We start from the raw sequence: 24,044 nt of genomic DNA on the forward strand, positions 1-24,044 counted from the left end.
TTCAGCAGCTTAAAATAAGCATTGCAAACTTTCTCAATCTTTAACTATTATCCTTTTTTTTTAAATTTTTAGTGTAGGTAAGAAAAATCATGAGTAAGTCCTCAAGTTTAATTGAGCTTATAGATCAAGAGCTTGTAACCAAAACAGGTTTTTTCCTTAACCCCAAGACAGGAAGTGTTTGGGAACTGTCCATACAGGATGGAGAACTAATATTAAAAGTACCTAGGTATATCTTCCAAATTTCTCCCTCAAGTAAAAGTATATTTAGACCAGTGAATACATTAATCAACCTGGAAATTGAATTTGAGAAGTCAAATATGTTTGACTTTCTACATATGCACATTTACGCAAAAGGTATAAAAAGGGCTACTTTCTTCCTAGTTTAAAAACCTGCGTGTAGTTAGGATAAATAACTTACGCCATCAGCTTATACAAAAGTGAATCAAATTGATAATCTCGGTTTTTAACAATTGTGCAAAAGTGTTTCCAACCTAGTCTAAATCAACTGATTTTCACATATCTCTTTAATAAAAAATGCGTACCGAGCAGTTGTACAATGTTCCCACTTTCACGCCCCCAGCGACCCAATAAGTTAGGTTCAAAGTTGGAGCAACAGCGATTATTTGAGCAGCCACAGTTGAATGTTGTTGAAAAACCGAATATTTCCAGTGACAGTCAAGAGCGTGTTGCCATTTTTATAGATGGCTCAAATTTGGTTTCGGCAACAACACACCTCAATATTAAAATTGATTACACTAAACTACTTCACTATTTAACCAAAAAGCGTAAGCTGCTTCGGGCTTATTTCTACACATCTGTTGATAGCACAAACAAAAGACAGCAGAGCTTTCTGCTCTGGATGCGGCGTAGTGGCTACCGTGTGGTTGCAAAAGAGCTAATTCAACATCCAGATGGTTCAAAAAAGGCGAATCTAGAAGTCGAGATAGCTATCGATATGCTGACCTTAGCAAAAGATTGCGATACTTTTGTTCTCTTAAGTGGAGAGGAGGAGCTTACCTATGCTGTTAATGCTGTTTCTTACCAAGGAATCAGAGTTGAAGTGATCAGTTTAGGCTTAACGAGTAGTGACAGCCTGCTCAGTGTTGCTGATTACTATAGCGACCTTAAAGAAATTAAACAAAACATTCAATTAACAGCAGATTAGATGATTAAACACCAGTCTCAGAAAATTAATAGATATTGCTGGAATAGAGGCAATGGTAAACAATAAATTGATTATTTATTAAACTATTTTTGGATGTAAAGAGTGAATCAGCAAGCCAGTACAACGAGGATACGACCTATGACTCCTTCAATATTACGTTACGTCTGGTCTGTGATTGAAGAAACTCATGCCAGTTTTCTTCTAAAACTTAGTGATGTGGAACTGTTGGAACATTTACTGGTACAGCTTGCAGACAGCAAGCGGCTTAATGTTGAAGAACTCTGCAATGTTAAAGCTTACATCTATTCCAGAATTCCACTTATTCGTGAAGATGCCCAAGCACGTTTAGGGTAAAAGCGAAAAAAGTTAACCTATTTGTGCAAGTAAATTCAAAACTAAGTCCATCCATTACATTAACTGCTAATTTTAATAAGAGCGAACTTCTCATAAGTGCGATGATACTTTAAAGAGTAGTTATTTTCCAACGCGGACGAATCTTTATTGATGTGCAAAGGTTACTGCATAAAAAGGTGAGTAAGCCTTTTAAATGCTTGCGGCTGACATTATTTTTCTTATTTAGCAATGCTGGCGTTGCTGATTAGATGTATGAATTTTGGCAACGAGACGTTGCAACGCAACTACATTGGTTTTGAAATCACGCAAAATCATTTTCGCGCTCTAAATTTAGCAACGCCGCAATGCTCAGAATAAGCTCAATTTAAAGGCACTCCTCGCTAGCAACATAAAACTTCATAGTTTTCAGGCATAAAGACATATAGCCTTCCCTAACTCACTTAGTTAATATTGACCTCCTCCCCGGCATGAATGCACGGGGATTCCTAAGACTCACGGCTTAGGTTTCTGTTTCTTTCCGTTACCGGACTTTCGCAACTGCCCTTCAGACTCAAGCCCTTCAGGTCTTATATTCGCTCCACAGACTGACACGGCAAGCCCTGCCGCCAGAATATTCTTACTTGCGTTAATATCACGATCATGGATTACAGAGCATCTAGGACACTCCCACTCTCTAATATTCAACGGCATTTTATCTACAATATGCCCACAGTTCCCGCACCTTTTAGAGGAGGGAAACCATCGGTCGATTTTAATCAATTCACGCCCATACCACTCGCACTTGTAACCAAGTTGACGGACAAGTTCGCCCCAACTAGCGTCGCTAATATGCAACGCCAACTTATGGTTTTTGACCATATTCTTAATTGCCAAATCCTCAACCACGATGGTTTGGTTTTCACGTACCAGTTGAGTTGTCAGCTTATGCAAAAAGTCTTTTCTACTATCAGTTATTCTGCTGTGTACTTTTGCTATTTTCTGCCTTTGTACGCGCGAGTTGTTCGACCCCTTCTGTTTGCGAGATAACGATTTTTGTACCCGTCTGAGCTTAGAACGCAGCCGCTTAAAGTGCTTAGGGTTGGCAATTTTGTCTCCGTTACTCGTAGCAATCAAGCTAGTTATCCCCACGTCAAGACCGATAGTTTTATCAGTTTTTGGCAGTGGTTCAATAACCGTGTCTACGAGCAAAGAAACGTGAAAGCGTCCCGAAGCATCCAATTTAACGGTTATGGTCGATGGTTCGCATCCCTTGGGCAATTGTCTACACTGGCGGATAGGCAATGCTTCAGCACACTTAGCCAACCAAACGCAGCCATCCTTCCACTTGAAAGCGGATTTAGTAAACTCAGCACTACCGCCGTTATGCTTTTTCTTGAAGTTCGGGTACTTAGCTGTTCCCGTCCAAAAGTTAGCAAAAGCTTTTTGCAAGTGCCTAAGCCCCTGTTGCAAAGGTACGCTGCTTACCTCATTGAGAAATTGCAAGTCTTCTTGCTTTTTCCATTGGGTGAGCATCGCAGAAGTCTTTATGTAGTCTATTTTCTCCTGCCGTTCATACCAGCCTTGATTTCTTGCCGCCAGCGCTCGGTTATAGACCAGTCGCGCGCAACCCATTGTCCGACGCAAGAGAGATTCTTGTTCGGGGGTTGGGTAGACACGATAGCGGTAGGCTTTTTGCATCCTTACATTTTAACATATAGTTATGTAAGATTGTATTTAGGTAGGATAAATCCCACTATAAGCTTTCATCCCTTGGCTAAAGCCGAAGGGTTTTCAGCATATTCCTTATAATAAAAAGAGAGAATATCTCATAAAAACTTTGTAGAATTTGTAGAAGTTGAAGCTCAGGTTTAAAAGCGTGATGCCTACCAAAATATGAATTCTAGCCCGTCTGATAATCAATCTGAATCCACTGCAAAGGAAGAAGCAATCGAGGAGCAGGACAAAAATCAGGAACTATTCCCTATCGTCGGGATAGGAGCTTCTGCGGGTGGATTAGAGGCATACAGCCAGTTGCTTAAGTATTTGCCAACTGATACTGGGATGGGATTTGTGCTGATTCAGCATTTGAGTCCAAATCACAAAAGTCAGTTGAGCGAGATTCTGGCTAGAACAACCCAGATGCCAGTCATTGAGGTTCAAGATGGCATGATGGTGGAACCTAACCATATTTACATTATTCCACCGAATAGCAAGATGACTCTTGCCAAAAACCTGCTTAAACTCGCGCCCCGCGAGTTTAAGCAGGGGAAGGATATGTCCGTCGATGCCTTCTTTGAATCTTTGGCACAGGAGCGGGGAAGTAAAGCGATCGCAGTTGTACTGTCGGGAGCAGACGGGGACGGGGCGCTTGGGCTGAAAGCAATTAAGGTGGCTGGCGGGATTACCTTTGCTCAATGTGCAGGGTCAGCACAAGTAAGTAGTATGCCGAATACTGCGGCGGCTACGGGTCACGTAGACTTCATTTTGTCCCCGGAAGCGATCGCCTCTGAGATAGCAAAAATCAGCCTTCATCCCTATATCACTTACCCCGAACCAGAAGAAGCGTTTAAGGTACTCGCTCAAAACCAGGAGCCTCTAAAAACCATCTTTACGTTGCTACAGGCTGATACAAAAATTGACTTTACTAGCTATAAGCACAGCACTCTCAAGCGGCGAATTCTGCGGCGAATGGTTCTCTACAAGTTTGACGTATTGGAAGATTACGTTAAATATCTCCAATCCAGCCCTAAAGAAGTGGAAGCTCTGTCCCAAGAATTCCTGATCCACGTCACAAGTTTTTTCCGAGACCCAGCAGTATTTCAAGTCTTAACTGAGCAGGTATTCCCCAGCATGATGCGGGGTAGAGTGCCTAATGATCCAATCCGGATCTGGGTAGCGGGGTGTTCAACAGGTGAAGAAGTCTACTCCATTGCCATTTGCTTACTGGAGTTTTTGGATACTCAGGAAACCGTACCAAAAATCATGATTTTTGGTACAGATATCAGTGAACTAGCAATTGAGAAAGCCCGTTTAGGCACATACATCCCCAGCCTGGTAGAACATATTTCACCCGAACGTCTGCGACGCTTCTTTGTCAAAGTAGAAGGTGGATACGAGATATGCAAGCCTATTCGCCAGCTATGTATCTTTGCCAAACAAAACCTACTCGCTGACCCACCTTTTTCCTCTCTAGACCTGATTAGTTGTCGAAACGTCCTAATTTATTTTGGAACTACTTTGCAAAAGCAGGTACTCCCGATGTTCCATTACAGCCTCAAACCAACAGGCTTCCTGCTGCTGGGAACTTCCGAAACTACGGGCGAGAGTTCAGATTTATTTACTCCGGTAGACAAAAAGCAGAGAATTTACGTCCGTAAGTTGACAGCCACGCGGCTAAATACTGAATACTTCAATACCAACTATCTTGAAGCGAAAGTAAATGACGCTCAAATGAACTCCGGTGCTGAGTCAGATTTTGACTTGTTCAAAGAGGCTGACCGGATTGTTTGGAATAAATATGTTCCAGCAGGTGTGATAATCGACAGCGAGCTAGAAATTATCCAATTTCGAGGAGACACCAGTTCTTACCTGAGTTCTGCACCTGGAAAGCCAAGTTTCAACTTGCTTTCTATGGCTGGGGCAAACTTGCGCTTAGAACTACGTACAGCGCTTTTGGAGGCGAAACAGTTACGTGTCCCGGTGAGAAAGTCAAACATACCGCTCTCAGGCAAAGAGCCTTCAAAGGAAGTCGCAATTGAAATTATCCCTTTAAAGGCTCCCAATCCAAGAGAAAGCTACTTTTTAGTTTTGTTTGAAGAAGTTCCCTCGTTAGCAAGCCCTCAATTATTTAAAGACAACCGTAAAGTAAAGCTGACACCAGAAAAGCAGACAGCAAATTTACAAGAATCTACTCAGCTAAAGTCCGAACTTACTGCCACTAAACGGGAGCTTGCGGCGACTAAAGAGTATCTGCAATCCGTTATTCAGGAGCAGGAGAGTGTTACCCAAGAACTCACTACTGCCAACGAGGAGATTCTTTCAAGCAACGAAGAGTTACGCAGCACAAACGAGGAGTTGCAAACAGCCCAAGAAGAAATTCAAGCGACTAATGAGGAATTAAATACGACTAATGACGAATTGGAAAGTCGGATACTCTATTCAAGCAAGGTCAACAGCGACTTGCGTAATCTTCTTAGCAGTGTCAATATTCCGATTGTGATGTTAGGAAGCGATTTAAGCATCCGACGTTTTACCCCGATGGCAGAAAAAATCTTCAACCTGATCCCAACTGATGTGGGGCGACCAATTAGTCATATTAACTCCAATATTAATGTCCCTAACTTAGAACAATTAATTATTGAAGTAATAGACACCTTAGTCATTAAGAAACAAGAGGTTCAAGACAACGATGGTCACTGGTATGACTTACTCATCCGTCCGTACAAGACGCTGGAAAATAAAATTGATGGCGCGGTAGTGATGTTAGTCGATATTGATTCTCTAAAATCTAGTAGCGAGCAGATTAAAGTATCCCGTGATTATGCCGAAGCGATTATAAAGACGATACCGGAGCCTCTAATCGTGCTGGATAATGATTTGCGAGTAAACACAGCAAACCGTTCTTTCTATCAAACTTTCCAGGTTGTACAAGCTCAAACAGAAGATATAAGTATTTTCGCTCTTGGCAACGGTCAATGGGAGATTCCCCAGTTGCGAGTTTTGTTAGAAAAAGTTCTGCCTGAAAGTAACCAGATTAATAATTTTGAGGTGGAGCATACATTTGAAAAAATTGGACGCAAAATAATGCTGCTCAATGCTCAGAAAATCCGGCGAACAGACCAGCAAGAAATGATCCTGCTCGTTATTCAGGATATTACTGAACAGAAGTTATTTGAGCGACAACGCGAACAGCTACTGACTACTGAGCAGTCGGCTCGTACAGCAGCTGAAGTAGCCAACCAGACTAAGGATGAGTTTTTATCAATTGTTTCCCACGAACTCCGGAACCCTCTAAACGCCATGCTAGGGTGGACTCATATGCTCCGTAATCGTGAGTTTGATGCAGCCAAGACTGATCGGGCGCTGGAGGCAATAGAGCGCAGTGCCAAGGCTCAAGCTAAACTGATTGAAGATATCTTAGACACCTCACGGATTACGACAGGCAAGCTCGACCTTGACATCCAAGAAATCCCTTTAGCACCTGTGATTGAGTCTGCTATTGATGTTGCCCGTCTATCGGCGGGGGCAAAAAATATTCAAATAATAGCCGTACTTGAATCAGAGACAATAGAGATTTCTGGAGATCCCGATCGCTTACAACAGGTGATCTTGAATTTGCTTTCTAACGCCATCAAGTTCACCCCCGTTGAGGGACGAGTTACAGTCAAACTTGAGTGCATCGGCTCCCTTGCCAAAATTGAAGTGAGCGACACAGGTCAAGGTATTAGCGCTGACTTTCTCCCTTACGTTTTTGAACGCTTCCGTCAAGCCAATAGCAGCAGCACTCGCTCACAGGATGGACTTGGACTGGGACTATCGATTGTGGAGCATTTGGTAGAGTTGCACGGTGGCACGGTTAATGCCGAAAGTCCAGGAATTGGACAGGGATCAACATTCACCGTGCAGTTACCACTTTTAAACAGGGCAAACAGGGAGGAAACAAATCTTACTCCACCGCCCCATCACTCCATCAACCCAGCACTCCTGGAGGGGTTGCGGGTACTTGTCGTTGATGATGATGCGGGTTTACGAGAGTTACTAAAAACAATTCTTGAACAGTATGCAGCGCAAGTAACGGCGGTTAGTTCGGCAAAAGAGGCACTCAACACTCTTTCAGCAAATCCTGGAGAATACGATGTGCTGCTGTCAGACATTGGGATGCCGGAGGAAGATGGCTATATGCTCATCCGTCAAGTGAGAAAGCTTAGTGCAGAATTAGGGGGGCAGATTCCTGCCGCCGCTCTGACAGCCTATGTGAGAGGAGAGGAGCAAAGGGAGACTTTCAATGCTGGTTTTCAAAGGCATATTGCTAAACCAGTTGAGCCAGAACAATTAGTATTAGTTATCGCCGAGCTTGCTGGGATTAATCAAGTACAGGAGTGATACTACGACAATATAACTTACGAGCTTACTATTTGATTGCGTCCCTTTGCCTTGGCTGCGTAAAGGGCAACATCAGCAGTTTGATAAAGCGCTTGCAAATCCCTACCATCTGCTGGGTACTGAGATATCCCGCCACTGAAAGTCACCTGGAACTTCTCACCGCTAACGCTGGTAAACTCCTGCTGACGCATAATTTCTAGTAATTCTGTCAATCGAGCCTTGCTCTGAAGTCGAGTTGCATTATATAAGCCCACAACAAACTCCTCGCCGCCCCAACGACCTACCATATCTTCACTGCGGAAGGTCTGCAATAGCAGCGCCCCAAATCGACTTAGCACGCGATCGCCAGCGTCATGACCGTACTTGTTATTAACTTGATTAAAGTGGTCAAAATCCAAAATGATAAAGCACATTGGTTGACCTTGGCGCTGGGCTAGATGCAACAGGCGAGTGAGTTCTTGAATAGATTTGCGGCGATTAGCAATACCAGTTAAAACATCAGTCTCCGCCAGCTTACGGAAAATGAATGTTCGTTCTAGCCTATTTAGGACGCGCGCGATTAATTCTGGTCCTAAAACTGGCTTACTCACATAGTCATCTGCACCTGCTACGAATACGCCAGTCACAGTTTCTATATCACTGTGAGCAGATAGAAACAGTACGGGTAATTCACTCCAGTGTGGGTCATTTCGCACTACCCGACACAGGTCAATGCCACTTAGATTAGGCATTTCTATATCTAAAATCAGCAAGTCGGGGTTAGTCACCTCTAACGTAGTCCAAAAATGTTGGGGATTATCCAGCAGTGTTAATATAAATCCCCAAGGCGCAAGTATTGTGCGGAGAATATCTAGCATCTGAGGATCATCGTCTACGATCAAAATTTTTGCCTGAACAACTTTAGATTGCTGTAGCATCTGAGTAACTGTTGCCAATACTGAAGCAGGAAGTGCAGGTTTAGACAAAAAAGTTACCCCTAAACGAGCGACTTTTACCCGGTTAGCAAAATCTTCAACAGCCGTGAATACCAGCACTGGTAAATTCTGATTCCTAGTCGTCAGTTCTGCTAACAGATTTAGACCATTTTGGGCTAAACCATCAAAGCATAGATCGAGTAACACCACATCCGGGCATTTTCGGGCGATCGCATCTCGTGCTTGGGTAATATTTGTAGCTGCACGTGCTTGAATTCCCCAGATTGTAGCTTCCTTAATTAACTGTTCGCCCAGTTGAACATCATTATCCACAATTAACATTTGTAGCTGTTGCTTGACAGTAGTCTTCTTTTCAGCAGGTGGTTCACTTGTTGTAGTCGGTCGTTCTAGTTCTTGCCGCAACGCTACAACCAGTTGCAAAAGATGTTCAAGCTCCTCACTGAATTTAGCTTCATCTCGAAAAATCTGTTCAATTTCACGGCATAAACGCGAGGCTTCAGCAAAACCAAAGCTACCTAGCGACCCAACCAGCAAGTGGGCTTCCCCTACACTCTGTTGTCTCTCTCCTTGGGTTAAAGTACCTGCAACTAGAGATTTTATGGCTGATTCTAAGACTGTGATGCGACTTTCATACTGAGGCTTAAATCGCTCCCAAAGGGCAGCTAGTGAAGACGAGATTTGTGGTTGAGTCGAAGTTACAGAATCGCTAGTATCATCTTGGGAGCGAAGCATTACCACTGGCTGATGCTTAACTTCATTTTTCCCTAATTTAAGCCGATACCCCAGTCCATACACTGTCTCAATCAATCCATCAGCCCCAGTTTGCTTAAGTTTCTGCCGTAAAGTTTTAATGTGCGTTCTGACAGTATTCTCTAAAGGGATTTTTTCATCTGATGACCAAAGATACTCAAGCAGGAGACTTTGGCTAAATATCCGGTGACTGTTACGCAAAAGTAGCTCCAGTAGCGTATATTCTTTAGCAGTTAGATGCAAAAGCTCTCCATTGCAACTCACCCTACAACTACTGGAGTCAAGCTTGAGATTTCTTACCTCTATCACTGAGGAGCGAGCAGGACTGCCGCGACGAACCAAAGCCCGAATCCGAGCCAATAATTCATTGGTGTCAAAAGGCTTGACAAGATAATCATTAGCTCCAGCATCTAACCCAATGACTTTGCTAGTGCTACTATCCAAAGCTGTCAGCAGCAGAATTGGCGTGTCATTTTTGCCGTAGCGTAACTGTCTGCAAAATCTTATGCCATCTAGCTTTGGCAACACAACATCTAACAAAATTAGGTCATAAGCAAATGCTTGGGCAAGGGACAGCCCAGCCTGACCGTCCGTTGCTAAATCTACTAGATAATGATGCTCTGTAAGAGTATTCTTCAATACTGAAGCTGCCCCATCATCATCCTCGACTAGCAGAATTTTCATAGATAACTGTTAATCTTTGCTAGGTAAGTATTACGTTTCTTGACACATCTGTCCCTAGGAATATCCTTAAGCCACTCAGTAATAAGAGTTATAACTTTTCCTACTGAGTATCCGTGAAAACAAGCCAACAAGTAAGTTTTTCCAACTCAGATTTTGGTAGCAGTTAACTGAAGTTAAGTGCTACTTCAGATATATTTTAGAATAATCTAGTCACTCTTTCACAAAATCTTCACCTAGTTTTTTTATACTTGCATTCAAGTCGAGCTAACCAAGAGCTTCTGCTGTAAAACTCTAAGGACTCTTAATTTAGCTGGAATTGCTTAAGAAAAGCTTGGTAAAAATTACTCCAAGCAGCAGTACAAGGAACTGTTATCTATATTATTAAAAATCTTAATCGGCGATCATCAGGTGAATATCAGTAAAAATTAGTTTTGGTTTGACAAGTCTGTAAAGAGTTTTTTTTAGGCTCTGTTATTGATGATTTCTCCAACTATATTTTCTGTTTTTGTATCAAAATTACCAATCAAATTGAAGCTTTTTAAAATATATCTGCCACAAGAGAGTTAATCACCTTGAACAACAAAATATCAAAAATCTTAGTCGTCGATGATGAAACCAGCATTCGTCGCATCTTGGCAACTAGCTTGTCAATGGCTGGCTACGAAGTTGTAACTGCGGCCAATGGACTTGAGGCACTAGATATCTTCCATCAGGAAATTCCCGACCTTGTCGTTTTAGATGTGATGCTGCCCAAGCTTGATGGCTACGGTGTCTGTCAACACCTGCGCCAAGAGTCAAATATTCCAATTATTATGCTTACAGCGTTAGGAGATGTAGCAGACAAACTGATAGGACTAGAAATAGGGGCTGATGACTACGTTAGTAAGCCTTTCTCACTCAAGGAACTCGAAGCGAGAATCTGTGCCTTACTACGGCGAGTCGAAAAATCTGACACCTCTAGTATGCCAAAATCTGGAGTTGTCAACGTTGGCACACTGCAAATTGACACCAATAAGCGCCAAGTTTACAAGGAGAATGAGCGTATTCGCCTGACAGGCAGAGAATTTAGTTTGCTGGAAATGTTAGTTAATTGCTGCGGTAGAATAGTCTCCCGCTCTGAGATTATAGAAGAAGTCTGGGGTTATAACAAAGCTTATAATGTCGATACGCGGATTGTTGATGTTCATATCTCCCGCCTGCGCTTCAACTTGGAAAAAGATCCAAAAAACCCAGAGTTAATTCTTACAGCGCGAGGCATAGGCTACTTTTTTCCACGCCTTGTCCAATTAACGCACGCGTAAATAACACTAAGTTATCAAAGATTAATGACTTTAAAATCAAATGTCCTTGAGGACAAACAGCCACTTGCTCTCAATTAAACTACCGTAGCGTTCTTCGGTACAGTTCACGCCTTAGCAATGTTTGCTCCCTGGTTTTTTTTTCAGCTTTGGGCGTAATGATATTTTTCCACTGGTTATTTGGCAGTATTGGTATGTGCTTAGGGTATCACCGACTATTAACTCATCGCAGTTTTTCTGTGCCAAAGTGGTTGGAATATATTGTTACTCCTTGCAGGGCAAGAGTAACAATTTTTTGGGTTGCCACGCACCGGATAGATCACGCCTATACCGAGGATGAAGATAACGACCCTTATTCGGCGCGGCGGGGTTTTTGGTGGAGTCATAGGCTGTGGCTTTTTTACGTGCGTGACGAGTTTTTCAACTACTCTTGTTACAAAAAGTTTGCACCGGATTTAGACCGCGATTTCTATCACCGTTGGCTGAATCGTAACTATTTACTGCTGCAAATTCTCTTCGGAGTGCTGTTATATGGTTTAGGTGGGTGGGATTTTGTCATTTATGGGCTGTTTTTGCGATCGGTATTGCTCTGGCATAGCACTTGGTTGATTAATTCGGCAAGTCACCTGCGCGGATATCGTAACTTTTCTGTTGCTGATGGCTCCCGTAACCTATGGTGGGCTGCGCTCTTAACTTATAGAGAAGGTTGGCATAATAATCACCATGCTTGCCCAAATGTGGCGACCGGATAGAAGTGGTGGGAAATTGACATGACTTGGTGGGCAATTCAAGTTTTAAATATTTTTGGTTTAGCTAAAAAAATTGTATCTTTCTAAAGCTAAAGTAGCCACTGTCAAACAAGACTCTTAAGACTCAATTAACCTCTCAAATTGCGGACACTAGGAAAGAGCAGGAAGCGTAATGCGTCAGATAGACTTGTACTGGCAAAGGTAGAATTAGCGAAGCACATATAAATTATCAAAGGAATTCATGCCAGGACACGACATCATCGTTATCGGGACTTCGGCCGGCGGACTCAGAGCATTGGGTGCGATTTTTAGCAATCTACACACCCAAATCAATGCTGTCTTCTTTGTTGTTCAACATCTTGCCGCAGATCAGCCGAGTATTCTGCCGCAGATTCTTGAAGATGTGGGCTGCTTACCTGCCTCTCACCCAGCAGACGGAGAGAAAATCCAAACAGGGCGAATTTACATTGCTCCACCTGATCATCATTTGTTAGTCAATAGTGGGTTTATGCGTGTAGTGCGTGGGCCGCAAGAGAACCGATTTAGACCCGCCATTGATGCCTTATTCCGTTCCGCCGCTCGCACTTATGGTACAAGAGTTGTGGGTATAATTCTCACTGGCTATCTAGACGATGGCACCGTAGGGTTACAGGCGGTCAAGAAACGGGGCGGAGTTGCTGTAGTTCAAGACCCAAATGAAGCAGAGTACCCAAGTATGGCAAAAAGCGCACTGCGATATGTCAAGGTAGATCACTGCCTTCCACTTGCAGAAATTCCAGACCTCTTAGTACGTTTGGCGAAGATTCCCCCAGCAAAGGAGGAGTTGTACCCAGTGACTAAAGAGATAGAAATTGAATCAAATATTACTGAACAGGCAATAAACACAAAGGAGTTTTTGGAGAACGTAGAACAGATTGGGACTCGGACAACTTATGGCTGTCCTGAGTGTGGTGGTAGCATTTGGCAAATTGGTACCGAAGAACCGCTCCGCTTTCGCTGTCATATAGGGCATTCTTTTACTGCTGATATTTTCCTATCAGAGCAAACGCAGAATGTAGAGAATGCCTTGTGGTCAGCTGTTCGAGCGATGGAGGAAAAAGTAACGTTTTCGCGTCAAATGGCAGAGCGAATGAAAAATTACAATCTACAGCAAGCGGCAACAAAATATGAAGATCACGCGCAGAGCTTGGATGAAGAGGTATCGCTGATTCGGGAAATAATTCTTAACGGCTTTGCCACCAAACGTACCATTGCCGAAGACTATCAAGAGCCACAGGAGTAAAAACTCAGGTAACAAATTAATTATTTTATTTAAGTTAGCAGTTAGGTGGCATAATTTGAACTCCTACAACAGGGGTTTTCTGTCCTCACAAAGTTTTGCAACATAACCCGATATTATGATTGGAATATTTATCAATAGGTATGAGTTTGGAGTATTCATCTAATATTACCAACACTTGCTTGGGCAGATTGTTGGAGCAACAATTTGTGAGTCAGAATCACGCCAGTGCTGGTAACACCAAAAGCTAGAAAAGAACGCCTTGTTAACTTGTAAGACATAAAGAAGTTTGATAAGTTTTGTAGTTAGCTTAAAGTCTCAACGTAAATTTCAGATAAAGCCTTGGTTAAAAAATGGAGAGAGCTTTGCAAGTGATATTAAATTCAAGCTCTTTGCCATATTTTGCGAACTTTGAGTTTAAGAAGGAGAAGGTTATTATGTTTTGCGAAAGATAGGCAACTGTTATTCCTCTTTTGTCACTCTGAGTAAAAAAAAACAAACTAAAACTTGAAAAAGCTTGTATTGTATATCTTTTACCCTTTGTTTTCTAACATCGGAGTTGATTTGTAGCCGTTTTGCCCAAAGCCTTATCTAACGCAGGTTCTAAATTTTACTCTCCTGAAAGTGACAAAAGAGGGTTATTTGTCTCAAACAAGCACTAAGTGAATTGATCCTTTCTCTGCGGGTAGCTGCCACTGTAGAGGGTATATTTCTGGCAGGAGATGGCTATTCCTGCTCTTGATAGTAATTCAGCTTAAGTATTTTTTCAAAGTCTTGCTTAGTCATTTATGAACTCCCCTCTTCCACTTTATGGTCTTTTGATTTAAATGTCTTTACTGGCTAAAATCTAAACTTCTTTTGTGAGATTACTGTAACGAAAAAAAACTATATGTAGAAATAAGTTAAATAGCATTTGACAAATAATCTTCGCCTGATGTGCAACTATTATCTTTAGATAATTTCAGAAAGATTCAACTAATGTTAGCAAAAAAGAAAAGAAGAAAGAGCCTATTTGTTCTACTTGCCATCACTGTTAGCCTTTGTTTATTGATACTGTATGCTTTTGTTATTGAGCCAAATCGTTTTGTTGTTACACGTTATCAACTTAATCAACAATTTGCTTCTAAAGACAATGTTTTTAAGATTGTCCAAATCAGTGACCTCCACCTCAAAAAATTTAATAATCGGACTCAACATATTGCCGAGCAAATTAATAAACTTAACCCAAATGTTGTACTGTTTACCGGAGACTCGATTGATAAAGTCGAGCAGCTTGATGGATTTGAGCGCTTTTTGTCGTTCCTTAACAAGCAAACAGCTAAGTATGCAATTATGGGTAATTGGGAATACTGGGCAGGTGTTGATTTAAAACGTTTGACCCAAATCTATGCTAATCATAATTGCCGCTTATTAATTAATGAAAGCATTTTACATAATTATAGCGATCGCTCTATATTGATTACAGGATTAGACGATTTAGTTAGCAAACCCGATTTAATCAAATCACTCCAAGGTGTTCTCCCTCAACAAAACCATTTATTACTTGCTCACTCACCAGCATATCGAGATTCATTTTCAAGGGATGAGTTAGCAAAAATAGCACAATACAAACCACAATATATGCTATCAGGGCATACCCATGGCGGACAATTATCATTATTTGGCTTCGCTCCTTTACGTCCCAATGGTAGCGGGCGTTATGTCAGTGGTTGGTATCGAGATGGTGCGATCGCCCTGTATGTATCGCGTGGGCTAGGAGTTTCGATCTTACCAGTGCGAATAGGTGTAGTTCCAGAAATTAGCTATTTTGAGTGGTTTCTAAAATAATTATTACCAAATATTGATTTAGGAAACAGGGTTGTATTGTAAGAAAATGAAAACTACCTGTATATGCAATTATTCTTCCTTGTAATTTCAAAACATAATTTATTTTATAGCTTTATTTTTTTGAAAATTAAAAGGCGCTCACTTTTTCGATTTTGAAATATAAATATTTTGCGGATTATTTTAACTAACAGCTAATAAAATGAAAAACTTAGTACATAATTAAACTCTACATTTAGCGTTTGATTGTCTATTGTTACAAATTATTGAAAACAATTTTTTTTGCAGTGCAACTGGGTTTAAGGATTTATCAGATGCAGTAAAAGTGTTTTTGAAGGAATTATTTTAGCCTATCATTTCTTTCACCACAATCCTTAGAAAATCCTATTGCACTAAAACTGAGCGAATTATAGCAGATCCTTGAAACTTTTTCGTTATATTCCCCAGATTGAGACGGATAAATCCCAGCAAAATCTTGATTTGGAGCAATTGGCTGAAACAGCAATTTTTCAGCAGGTCGATTAGCAAATTTTACTTGTTCTCTAGATTCATTTTGAGTGTTGTATGCTAAGGTCGCTTCTCCGTAAACTGCCTCTGATTGTTTCAAAGAGATTCCTGGGTCAACTCCTTCAACTGTGCGAAAATTAGAATTTTCGGTAAGCAACAATTCAATGGAGTCTGAATTAGCAAAAGTTGTCTTTGCAGGATAAAGAATGTAGTATGGTATTTTTCCAGATTGGCTGATTGAGATAGCATCAAAATCTACTATAAAAGGCGAGACTAAGTAGGCGGCTGCAATAAAATGTAAGATAAAAGGGATGTGTTTTCTGTACTGAGACAATTTTCCTAATGCCTGCTCCCATCCGGATAGTTTTAACAGAGGAAGAAGACCGTACATTATTGGAATTGCGAGTAGCTACCAGTGTGCCACAGAGGACAAGAGATCGCGCCCATATGTTGCGCCTAAACGCGCAGGGGTGGAATACGCCTGCAATTGCAGAAATTTTTGAGTGTCATGAGCATACCGTAAGAGCCACAATTCGGCGCTGGCAAGCAGATGGGTTAAGTGGTTTGTGGGAAGCGCCAGGGGGCGGAGCAAAGTGTAAATGGTCAGAAACCGACTTACAATACCTAGAGCAGTGTTTGGAGAAAGAAGGGCGCACATATAACAGTCTCCAACTAGCGCACAAGTTATCCCAGGAGCGACAGGTAAAATTAAGTCCTGACCGCTTGCGACAAAAGTTGCAAAAAAGGGCAATAAGTGGAAACGCACACGGCACAGTCATCGAGCCAAGCAAAATCCTGAGTACAAACTACTCAAACAAGCGCAGTTAGATGCGCTTCTGTCAGGTGGAACAATTAGGCGGTGTTGAACTGATGTATCTTGACGAGTCCGGTTGTTGCCTCTGGAGTCCAGTCAGTTACAGTTATAGCCGCAAAGGCGAACAAAAGCGAACCCTTGCAGACTGACCGACGTAACGGACGTATCAGCATTTTAGGTTTATGGCAACCAGATAAAAGCTTTAAGTATGCCTTAGCTTGTGGGAGTTTCAAAGTAAGAAAGTTACATCAAATTCATTGATTGGATTGCAGAACTGGCTCTTGAAACTTTTAGAACCACCGGACGGATGACCGTAATCGTACAAGATAATGGTTCACTACATAAAAGCAACAAAACTTGCCAACAGTGGCAACGCTGGCAAGCACAGGGTTTGTTTCTGTTTTTCCTGTCTCCTTATTGCTCCGAAATGAATCGAATTGAAGAACAATGGCATCAACTCAAAACTCACGAAATTGTCGGGCGGATGTTTGAGGATGAATATGATTTAGCCCTTGCCATCATGGATGGAATGGAAGCTCGGAGTGTTAAAGGTGGTTATACACTGGAACGTTTTAAGTTTAATTCCGCCTGACTACTTAAACACTTAAACCGATGATTGCAGCTACCCTTAATTCAATATGCTAGACCACCCCAAAGTTAACAGCATGAACAAATTGCTGCACCAAAATAATCCTAAAAGCCACAGTAACGAACTCATTAATTTCGGACTCGATAAATTTACAGCCGCTTTATGTATGAGTTTTTGTCCTTGCCAAAGTTGCCAAAGGCGAAACACGGTATAAACTGTGCCAATTGTTACTACTAAACTTGGCGCTCCTGTACTGCTAGATACTTGCTCCGTTATAATTTGAACGAGCAGTACAAACAAGTAAAAACCTAAAATCTTTCGATCCTGGGGATTTTTGAACCATCTTAACCAAGCTATGGTAGGGATAATCAAACCGAGAGCGATCGCTAATCCTAGCCAAACTCGAATAAAGTTGCCTTCAGTATTGCTGTACTGAATGTTTTGCTGAATGGGCAACACTCCAGTCATTGTCAGCCAGCCCACAGAAATTGTTAGCAATGTGACAGCTAGGACAAAGGAAAGCGTTATTTTCCAGTTCATATTCAGAGAACATACTGCACCGCTTACCCTAAAACTTTTAAGCAAAAGTTACGTCTGTCAAAAGAATGAGATAAGTTGTGAATATCAAAGTAGCAAGAGCGGATGCGAATTCATCCGCAAACCCCCAATGAGGGAGTTATCGATAACCCTACATTCTTCGTCCCCCAAGGGCAAAATTGAATCAGGATTTCCCGCCACAATTCGACTATAGCTCACCACTTGCCACCATTTGAATAATGCGAGGAATTCCCGGATCGAAACCTCCCATATCCCAAGACAAAGGATCGGTTGGATCTACCAAGGTTAATTGGTAAGGTGCAAGAGTGACATACACCGCTTTGATATCTGGGTTAATCTTCTTACGGTACTGCGCTAAAGCTTCCGAGGGGTGCTTATTTCCTGCCCAACTTTCTGAATCTGTCCAAAAGCAAATTACATCGGCTTTGAACTTATTTTTAATCATCCAGTCGTAAGCAATAGAAGCATCTGTTCCACCGAAGTTTTGATTAGTAGACTTTTTCAACGCCGAACCAAACGTATCTTTGGCGGTAATTCCCAAGTAACGAAAGTCGTTAGCAAAACCACGAATTTCGTAGTTTTCCTCAGCTTTAGCCGTTACTAAAGCCATCGCTGTAGCAATCTCGCAGCAACTCAAACCGACGGAATCTACTACCCCCGAAGACATCGAACCCGAAACATCTACAGCGTGCATAAACACTTTACCAGTAGGTTCTACAACCTCAAAAGACATTTCTAACGCCTTTTCTAAAATGTCTACAATCCGAGCTACAGGTTGCCAAGTTTTTTGACTGCGTCCAAGTTTTCCCCCAGACTTGTAGGTTTTTAGCGCTTTGAGAACATCAATAGGGTGGATGCGCCCACTTCGCAGACGATCTTTACTATTTAACGTTGCTTCGAGACGCTTTAAGTTAGCAACTCCATCGGTTCGCAATACGTCTAATTGCGTTAACGAACCCAAGTTACGCAACATTGCACCAATGGGCATTTCTTCAAACAACAATTGCCATGCAGCTTTATTCATTTTGCCTACAGGTGCAGCCATTTCATGAGTCAAGTGTCCTTGAGAAATAGCTTGCTGAGTTTGTTCGGGATTGCGTTTTAGCCATTCATACCACCAAATCTGAGCAAGAGCAGGTGTAGGAATTTCTTTAGGCAATTCTGTCCATCCTTTTACTACCCACTCAAACAACTGGCGGTGTTCCTCCGTAGGTGGCTTGACGTGAAATAATCGTAAAGCATCTCGGTGAGTAAAACCTTGACGTTGTTGATACTTCAATAGCTGGTAAGCCAAGCCTTTGACATCTTCCCGCGATAGCCAAGTTTTGCCCGATTCTCGCACCACTTTACCAAAGCCGCGCATAGATTTTGTATAGCTCAACCATTCGTAGAAATGGCTACCAGTACGGATAACTGTAGAAAATATTTCTTGAAAAGCTTGTTTTGCTTCAGAGCTTTCGCCCATAGAGAGCAGCACCAAAGCCAAAATAGGAGCGCTGTTATTAATTGAGCGACCATCACTAGCATAGACAATTTCTTCAGCTACGCGGGTGGGATTAGACGCGATCGCACTAATCAACACATTAACAAAATCATCAGTCAATTCTTTTTTCCCAGCGTAGTAAGTGCTTTTCGCCGTACCAATCAGCAAGCAGCGACGCAACATACCCCAAATGCCAGTATCAAACGCATAGCCGCCAGAACGTCCTTTAATCATCTCTATTTCCCGTCCAGGAATAGGTTGATTTTGGGGATTTCCCGACTTTTTCTTGGTAAAAAAGTTGTAATTCATTGTGTATTCTCAGCCTTTGCAGGCAAAATATAGTCGGCTGGCGGTACGGGAGTTGAACCCGCAATCTTCCGGCTTACAATAACCCTCAATTTTCGGTCTTAAAAGACAAGTTATTAATCAAGGATTGCCGGATGCTCTGCCAATTGAGCTAACCGCCAGATATAGTTTTATAAAATGTCTTTAAGTGATTTTTGGTGTAGCAGAGCAGGATTTGAACCCGCGACTTCAAGGTTGCGATAATCCTCAATTCTTCGGTCTTTACAGACAAGTTATGAATAGCGAAAAGTCTGTGGGGAAAGTTTCCTTCCACAGAGCTTTTTAAGAGAAGGCTGTTTTATGCTTGCGCTCTACCAAACTGAGCTACCTGCCACAAGTTTTTGTGAATTTGTCATAGTTATGATGTTTGTTTTTTGGTGTAGCAGAGCGGGAATTGAACCCGCACCCCCGGCGAATTAAGGTGTTTATTTTTCAACGATAACCCTCGATTCTGCGTCCTTTTCAGGCAAAAGTTGGCGCTCTACCAATTGAGCTACCCGCCACAAGTAATTAAATCCTCATCCCTAGATATCAATCGTTTCGCCAAAAACACTTGTGATGATTCGGTGAAACGCTTTGTATTACAAATGTAGTATAAATGTTCTTAATTGTCAAGAGTTGGGGAAATAATTTTAGGTATTTGGCTTAAAATCGCTACGTAGATTAAAATTCTGGGTATGAGACAAGAAGTCGCCCTGACTAGGACAATTACTTAGGAAACTTCTCTACCGCAGCGATTGTAGCGACCAAAACTTAGCCGAATGCCCGCAACAACTGAAACACCTTTGCTAATAATTTTTGCAGTCTGGGGCTTTTTTCATAGTTTTGCTGAGTTAGAGCAAAAGCTGCATTACTGTTTAATTCTGACAAAGTAGGGTAGATATGAATGCCGCTTAGAGCGGATATTTTGAGGTTGTGAGACATGGCTAAAACAATTTCAGCAATTAACTCCCCCGCCGACTCTCCCACCAAGTGAGCGCCCAGAATTTGACCGTTACGCCGGACAATAATTTTGGCAAATCCCATCGTTGCAGCTTCAGCTTGAGCGCGGTCTACATCAGCATATTCTTGTTTAACTACTTGCACATCATCCCCGTAATGCTCTCTTGCTTGTTGCTCGGTTAATCCCACCCGCGCCAATTCTGGGTCAGTGAAGGTCGCCCAAGGAATTACCCGGTAATCAGCTTTAATTACAGGTAAAAACAACGCATTTTTTAAAACAATATTGGCTTCGTAGGCAGCAACATGAGTAAATTGATAGCCGCCGATTACATCACCACAGGCATAAATGCAGGGATTAGTAGTTTGAAGGAGGGCATTGACGCGGATACCTTTTTTACTACCAGAATTACCATACCCAGCTTCGCCTTTTTGTCGCATTTCTACCCCTGCAACTTCAAGGTTAAGGGATTCAATATTAGGTTGTCTTCCCGCAGCAACTAATATTTGGTCTACTTCTGCTATTTTTTCTCCTGCCGCCCATAGTACCTTTTTACCGTTAATAACTTCTACTCGTTCAACGCGCGTTTTGGTGAGGACGCGGATATTTTCAGCAGCAAATTGAGTTGCAACTACTTGAGCAACTTCGGGGTCTTCTTGGGGTAAAAGGCGATCGCTCCCTGCAATAATAATAACTTCAGAACCTAGTCTAGAAAGGGCTTGACCCAATTCGCAACCAATTGGGCCGCCACCAATTACCGCTAAAGTTTCTGGACGATCAGTAATTGAGAAAACTTCTTCGTTGGTAATATATCCTGCTTCTTTAAGCCCAGCAATAGCAGGAATGGCGGGCCTTGAGCCTGTCGAAATGACAAAGGCTCTAGCTTTAATACTTCTGCCATTAATTTTAAAAGTATGACGATCTATAAATTCTCCATCACCAAAAATTACCTCTGCGCCCAATCCTTCAAAGCGTTCTGGGGAATCGTGGGGTTCAATATTTGAGATGACCTTTTGCACATGGGCGATCGCTTTACTAAAATCAATAGATATATCATTGCTATAAATGCCAAATTTTCCGGCGTTTTTCACCTGGTAAGCCAAACGAGAAGCATGAATCAAAGATTTACTCGGAACGCAGCCGTACCACAAGCAATCGCCGCCCAAACGATCCTTTTCTACTAACGCTACCTTAGCTTTGAGGGCGGCGGCGACCCCTGCAACCACTAATCCACCAGAACCGCCACCAATAACTACTAAATCGTATTCCACAGCCATGATGTTACCTAATACATCTTCTTTATTCCTAGCTTATTCCCAGGCGAAGTCGCATTAAGCTACTCTCTGCAAGTATTAGCCTTTCCTTAAAGTTCCTTTATCCTGCATTTAAAGAGATTGCCGTAATTTGGGGGTTAAAGCCTGACTTAATGATTTATGCAAAGCAACAGACCATCGCCAAAAAAGACCCCAATATTAAATGACAACATCTCTCGATTGCTTAGAAGTGGGGATTTTGTACCTAAAAAGTTTGAAGGTAGCGATCACTTTTAGCACTGCCACAGGCGATCGCTCTCTAATAATGATAACGAGCCTGTAGAAAGTCTACTCTATCCTGTTTTACCCGATAGATAAGCCTATGTTCTAAATCGATTCGCCGCGACCAAGTATCAGCGTCCAAGTGCTTAAGTGGTTCCGGCTTGCCTATTCCCTCAAATGGATGCTGCATCACATCCGTAACTAAAGCAAAAATTTTGTCCGCTTTGTTAGGATTAGTTTTGTACCACCAACCTAAGTCATCCTTGAATTGCGGACTGAAATCCGGAAATCTTACAGGTAATGCAGGTGGTGGTGGAAGATCAACCTTCTTCTTTTTCTGCGCCAATCCCTAACTCCTGTTTTAAGGACGCGATCGCCTGTTCAATGGTTACTGGTGCTAAAATTTCCTCATCTCTTGATCTAGACCATTGCAAAGCATTAAGCAGACGCGCAGCATTTTGAGGACTTCGCAAAAGATAAGCCGTCTCTCTTAGACTTGTAAGCTCATCTTCGGCAATCAATGCCACATTTGGCTTATTACGACGCTCAATAATAATAATTTCTCGCTCATCCACAACCTGGTCTAAAAGATGTGCCAAATTTTCACGGGCTTTAGTATAGGTAGTTTGCATAATTACTTTAATATATGTACAGACTTACTGTACATATTATCACAAAAGGGGCGTATTAAAGATTTTGCTAAGTTTACTATCGCCTAAACGATGCTTTTCTATTAACGCCACCTTAGTTAAGGGCGGCGACTCCCGCAACTACTAATCCCCTAGAACCACCGCCAATAACTACTAAATCGTATTCAACGGCCATAGTTATCACCTTCGATCACAATACTTTTATTTTTAGCTCATTCCAAGATGCGATCGCACTTGTTAGCAAGTATTAGCCTTTCCTTAAAGTTCCTTTATCGTGCATTTAAAGAGATTGCCGTAACTTGGCGTTAAAGCTTTATTGAGTGACTTATGCAAAGCAATAGACCCAATCGAAAAAATCCCCCAATATTAAACGACAACATCTCTCGATTGCTTAGAAGTGGGGATTTTGTACCTAAAAAATTTGAAGGTAGCGATCGCTTTTTAGACATAATCTCTTGGAACATCAAGTTTTTCAACGACAGAGATCCCAGGCGCGTCGAAAATATCCGGATTATTATGCAGGAGTTGAACGCTGATGTTTTTGTCTTGCAAGAGATTGAAGATGGCGCTCTTGATGTAATTGCTGATATGCTGACCACTTCCGGCGCAGGACTGTATAAAACTGCTTACGGGACAACAGGCGGCGATCAAAGAGTTGCTTTTGTCTACGATATGGAGTGGGTGAAAGCTTCCACAGATATAGAAGAACTTTTTGCCTTAGAAGACTTAATGGTGCAAGTTGGCGATACAGAAAAAGTTGTATTTCCCAGGCTACCGCTATCTGCTACTTTCACCGCCTACAAAGAAGACGAGCCTTTCGATTTCAACTTGGTAGGAGTGCATTTAAAATCTCAGCGTGGTGGCGGTCAAGAACAGCGCATCGCCGCCGCTAATCGTTTAGCTGAATGGATACAAGAGGAAGCTACGGACGAAGATGTAATTATTGCTGGAGATTGGAATGCTCCCCCCGAAAGACCAGAATGGGAACCACTGCGGCAATTAGAAGCTGAGGGAGAGCTTAAGTTTATAAGTTTTAACAAAAGTGGGGATGCTGAACCAAGCTACTTATCGGTAGGTAATAGGCGATCGCGTTTAGATTTGATTGTAGTGTCTTCTAGCGTTCCCGAAGCTGATATTCAACAAACTGCGGCGGTAGTCAATTGGAATGTTTTGTTAGAAAAAGGCAGTTCAGCGCAAACAAAAGCCACGTTAGAAAGCTTAATTGAAAATATTAGCGATCATCTTCCCATACTAGCCCGGTTTTATTTTAGCGATACTGATTGAGGAGTTGTCCAAAAATTTTCAGCCTCATTTCATCTAAAAGTAATCGCAGAGGTCGCCGACAAGTGCTGAGACACTGTAGGCGATCGCAGTAATAATACCTAGACTCATTAGTTAAAACCTTTTATTTGAGCTAAAACTGTCTATATAGCCCTCAGTACCCTTATTTCCAACTATTAGCAAAGAATTTAACATAAAGATAATTTGCCTAGAGCTTTGCCGC

Annotated in this window: 16 protein-coding genes, 2 tRNA genes and 1 pseudogene; 9 read left to right on the top strand and 10 right to left on the bottom strand. The window is 42.0% G+C overall.

Going from position 1 to position 24,044, the window contains the following annotated elements; translation table 11 throughout:
• The first annotated feature begins 604 nt into the window (after positions 1 to 604).
• Positions 605 to 1,165, top strand: coding sequence for an NYN domain-containing protein (locus C7B70_RS13880; protein ID WP_339376723.1), 561 nt, complete (start codon positions 605 to 607; stop codon positions 1,163 to 1,165).
• Between the two features lie 138 nt (positions 1,166 to 1,303).
• Positions 1,304 to 1,519: a hypothetical protein gene (locus C7B70_RS13885; protein ID WP_106369629.1), complete on the top strand. Its 216-nt coding sequence runs from the start codon at positions 1,304 to 1,306 to the stop codon at positions 1,517 to 1,519.
• Positions 1,520 to 2,011: 492 nt separating this feature from the next.
• Here C7B70_RS13885 and C7B70_RS13890 read toward each other — a convergent pair whose 3' ends face one another.
• Positions 2,012 to 3,196, bottom strand: coding sequence for an RNA-guided endonuclease TnpB family protein (locus tag C7B70_RS13890; protein ID WP_106369630.1), 1,185 nt, complete (start codon positions 3,194 to 3,196; stop codon positions 2,012 to 2,014).
• Positions 3,197 to 3,391: 195 nt separating this feature from the next.
• On the opposite strand from C7B70_RS13890, the gene C7B70_RS13895 reads away from it, so the two are divergent.
• Positions 3,392 to 7,600 carry a chemotaxis protein CheB gene (locus tag C7B70_RS13895; protein ID WP_106369631.1) on the top strand — a complete coding sequence of 1,403 codons (4,209 nt, stop codon included), beginning with the start codon at positions 3,392 to 3,394 and terminating at the stop codon, positions 7,598 to 7,600.
• A gap of 17 nt (positions 7,601 to 7,617) precedes the next feature.
• Here C7B70_RS13895 and C7B70_RS13900 read toward each other — a convergent pair whose 3' ends face one another.
• Positions 7,618 to 9,969, bottom strand: a complete 2,352-nt coding sequence (locus C7B70_RS13900; protein WP_106369632.1) for a response regulator — start codon at positions 9,967 to 9,969, stop codon at positions 7,618 to 7,620.
• A 572-nt stretch (positions 9,970 to 10,541) separates the two neighbouring features.
• On the opposite strand from C7B70_RS13900, the gene rpaB reads away from it, so the two are divergent.
• The 4 genes from rpaB (at position 10,542) to C7B70_RS13920 (ending at position 15,122) form a co-directional block, all read left to right on the top strand.
• The gene (rpaB, locus tag C7B70_RS13905; protein WP_106369633.1) at positions 10,542 to 11,270 is read left to right on the top strand and encodes a response regulator transcription factor RpaB; all 729 of its coding nucleotides are present in this window, start codon (positions 10,542 to 10,544) and stop codon (positions 11,268 to 11,270) included.
• 155 nt (positions 11,271 to 11,425) lie between these two features.
• Positions 11,426 to 12,019, top strand: a complete 594-nt coding sequence (locus C7B70_RS13910) for a fatty acid desaturase (protein ID WP_233220931.1) — start codon at positions 11,426 to 11,428, stop codon at positions 12,017 to 12,019.
• A gap of 238 nt (positions 12,020 to 12,257) precedes the next feature.
• On the top strand, positions 12,258 to 13,298 hold the full coding sequence (locus C7B70_RS13915) for a chemotaxis protein CheB (RefSeq protein WP_106369634.1): 1,041 nt from the start codon (positions 12,258 to 12,260) through the stop codon (positions 13,296 to 13,298).
• Between the two features lie 975 nt (positions 13,299 to 14,273).
• Positions 14,274 to 15,122, top strand: coding sequence for a metallophosphoesterase (locus C7B70_RS13920; protein WP_146134054.1), 849 nt, complete (start codon positions 14,274 to 14,276; stop codon positions 15,120 to 15,122).
• A gap of 337 nt (positions 15,123 to 15,459) precedes the next feature.
• Here the strand turns inward: C7B70_RS13920 and C7B70_RS13925 are convergent, their stop codons facing one another.
• Entirely contained in the window at positions 15,460 to 16,017 is a 558-nt protein-coding gene (locus C7B70_RS13925) for a hypothetical protein (RefSeq protein WP_146134055.1), read from the bottom strand.
• Here C7B70_RS13925 and C7B70_RS13930 point away from each other — a divergent pair.
• Positions 15,969 to 17,032 (top strand): annotated as a pseudogene (locus C7B70_RS13930) (IS630 family transposase). The gene C7B70_RS13925 and the pseudogene C7B70_RS13930 sit on opposite strands and share 49 nt — an antisense overlap.
• Before the next feature lie 36 nt (positions 17,033 to 17,068).
• Here C7B70_RS13930 and C7B70_RS13935 read toward each other — a convergent pair.
• From C7B70_RS13935 to C7B70_RS13955, 7 genes are all read right to left on the bottom strand, one after another.
• Positions 17,069 to 17,569, bottom strand: coding sequence for a hypothetical protein (locus C7B70_RS13935; protein ID WP_106369637.1), 501 nt, complete (start codon positions 17,567 to 17,569; stop codon positions 17,069 to 17,071).
• A 205-nt stretch (positions 17,570 to 17,774) separates the two neighbouring features.
• The gene (locus tag C7B70_RS13940) at positions 17,775 to 19,379 is read right to left on the bottom strand and encodes a TROVE domain-containing protein (RefSeq protein WP_106369638.1); all 1,605 of its coding nucleotides are present in this window, start codon (positions 19,377 to 19,379) and stop codon (positions 17,775 to 17,777) included.
• A 37-nt stretch (positions 19,380 to 19,416) separates the two neighbouring features.
• Positions 19,417 to 19,537, bottom strand: a tRNA-OTHER gene (locus C7B70_RS26365).
• Between the two features lie 253 nt (positions 19,538 to 19,790).
• Positions 19,791 to 19,919 (bottom strand) — tRNA-OTHER (locus C7B70_RS26370).
• Positions 19,920 to 20,168: 249 nt separating this feature from the next.
• Positions 20,169 to 21,632, bottom strand: a complete 1,464-nt coding sequence (locus C7B70_RS13945) for an NAD(P)/FAD-dependent oxidoreductase (RefSeq protein WP_106369639.1) — start codon at positions 21,630 to 21,632, stop codon at positions 20,169 to 20,171.
• Between the two features lie 295 nt (positions 21,633 to 21,927).
• The gene (locus tag C7B70_RS13950) at positions 21,928 to 22,236 is read right to left on the bottom strand and encodes a Txe/YoeB family addiction module toxin (protein ID WP_106369640.1); all 309 of its coding nucleotides are present in this window, start codon (positions 22,234 to 22,236) and stop codon (positions 21,928 to 21,930) included.
• Positions 22,211 to 22,522 (bottom strand): type II toxin-antitoxin system Phd/YefM family antitoxin, encoded by a 312-nt coding sequence (locus tag C7B70_RS13955; protein WP_106369641.1) that lies wholly within the window; start codon positions 22,520 to 22,522, stop codon positions 22,211 to 22,213. Before C7B70_RS13955 ends, C7B70_RS13950 begins: the two co-directional genes overlap by 26 nt.
• A gap of 345 nt (positions 22,523 to 22,867) precedes the next feature.
• Here C7B70_RS13955 and C7B70_RS13960 point away from each other — a divergent pair, with 345 nt between their 5' ends.
• On the top strand, positions 22,868 to 23,824 hold the full coding sequence (locus C7B70_RS13960) for an endonuclease/exonuclease/phosphatase family protein (RefSeq protein ID WP_106369642.1): 957 nt from the start codon (positions 22,868 to 22,870) through the stop codon (positions 23,822 to 23,824).
• Positions 23,825 to 24,044: the final 220 nt, after the last annotated feature.

The sequence above is a fragment of the Chlorogloea sp. CCALA 695 genome, assembly GCF_003003885.1.
In the GTDB taxonomy this organism is placed as follows: domain Bacteria; phylum Cyanobacteriota; class Cyanobacteriia; order Cyanobacteriales; family Chroococcidiopsidaceae; genus Aliterella.

Bases quoted from the DNA above. Each gene is read 5' to 3' on its own strand.
- C7B70_RS13885 (WP_106369629.1), top strand. From the start codon at position 1,304: ATGACTCCTTCAATATTACGTTACGTCTGGTCTGTGATTGAAGAAACT.
- C7B70_RS13890 (WP_106369630.1), bottom strand. From the start codon at position 3,196: ATGCAAAAAGCCTACCGCTATCGTGTCTACCCAACCCCCGAACAAGAA.
- C7B70_RS13895 (WP_106369631.1), top strand. From the start codon at position 3,392: ATGAATTCTAGCCCGTCTGATAATCAATCTGAATCCACTGCAAAGGAA.
- C7B70_RS13900 (WP_106369632.1), bottom strand. From the start codon at position 9,969: ATGAAAATTCTGCTAGTCGAGGATGATGATGGGGCAGCTTCAGTATTG.
- C7B70_RS13910 (WP_233220931.1), top strand. From the start codon at position 11,426: ATGATATTTTTCCACTGGTTATTTGGCAGTATTGGTATGTGCTTAGGG.
- C7B70_RS13915 (WP_106369634.1), top strand. From the start codon at position 12,258: ATGCCAGGACACGACATCATCGTTATCGGGACTTCGGCCGGCGGACTC.
- C7B70_RS13920 (WP_146134054.1), top strand. From the start codon at position 14,274: ATGTTAGCAAAAAAGAAAAGAAGAAAGAGCCTATTTGTTCTACTTGCC.
- C7B70_RS13925 (WP_146134055.1), bottom strand. From the start codon at position 16,017: ATGTACGGTCTTCTTCCTCTGTTAAAACTATCCGGATGGGAGCAGGCA.
- C7B70_RS13935 (WP_106369637.1), bottom strand. From the start codon at position 17,569: ATGAACTGGAAAATAACGCTTTCCTTTGTCCTAGCTGTCACATTGCTA.
- C7B70_RS13940 (WP_106369638.1), bottom strand. From the start codon at position 19,379: ATGAATTACAACTTTTTTACCAAGAAAAAGTCGGGAAATCCCCAAAAT.
- C7B70_RS13945 (WP_106369639.1), bottom strand. From the start codon at position 21,632: ATGGCTGTGGAATACGATTTAGTAGTTATTGGTGGCGGTTCTGGTGGA.
- C7B70_RS13955 (WP_106369641.1), bottom strand. From the start codon at position 22,522: ATGCAAACTACCTATACTAAAGCCCGTGAAAATTTGGCACATCTTTTA.
- C7B70_RS13960 (WP_106369642.1), top strand. From the start codon at position 22,868: ATGCAAAGCAATAGACCCAATCGAAAAAATCCCCCAATATTAAACGAC.